General features: G+C 56.6%; 1 pseudogene. It reads right to left on the minus strand.

Annotated features, from left to right (window positions below):
• Positions 1-521 (minus strand): annotated as a pseudogene (gene mafB, locus HMPREF2959_RS12565) (polymorphic toxin MafB class 1); the annotation flags it as partial.

Genomic DNA, 521 nt, shown 5'->3' on the forward strand with positions numbered 1-521 from the left:
CGATGCCGTCTGAAATTTCAATGTAAACGGTTTCCTGGTACGGATTGCCGTATCGGGCGGTAACAGGTTTGTATCCAGTTTTTCCACTGGTTTAATCTTTGGCGAAGACGCGGTCGCCGGCTTGAATATGGGCAATGGCTTTGTAGCCGTCTGCCGTTTTGACCAAGGTACTGCCGTGGAAGGAGCAGGTGTAGGATTTTGAGAAATCCCCGCTAACCGCAGCTTTCCCCGGTTTCGCCGCCTTTGCCAGCTTCGCGACTTTGGCTGCTGCGGCAACGTTGAAGACGGCTTCGACGGTTTCGGCGGCATTGGGGTTTTCCTGTATCCACCGGTCAACGGCTTCACGCGTATTCTTTTCAAAGCCCGCCACGCTGCCCAAGCCGCCGATGGCGGCGAATTTGCCCTCGGCGGGTAAGGGGGCGATGTTGCGCATTGCGGCTTTGTCTATGGCATAGCGCGTTCCGTACAGTATGTCGCCTATGCCCAAGGCTTCGCCCGCGCTGATAAAGGGGTTGAGCGCG

Source organism: Neisseria sp. HMSC070F02 (assembly GCF_001814225.1).
Taxonomy (GTDB): Bacteria; Pseudomonadota; Gammaproteobacteria; order Burkholderiales; family Neisseriaceae; genus Neisseria; species Neisseria meningitidis.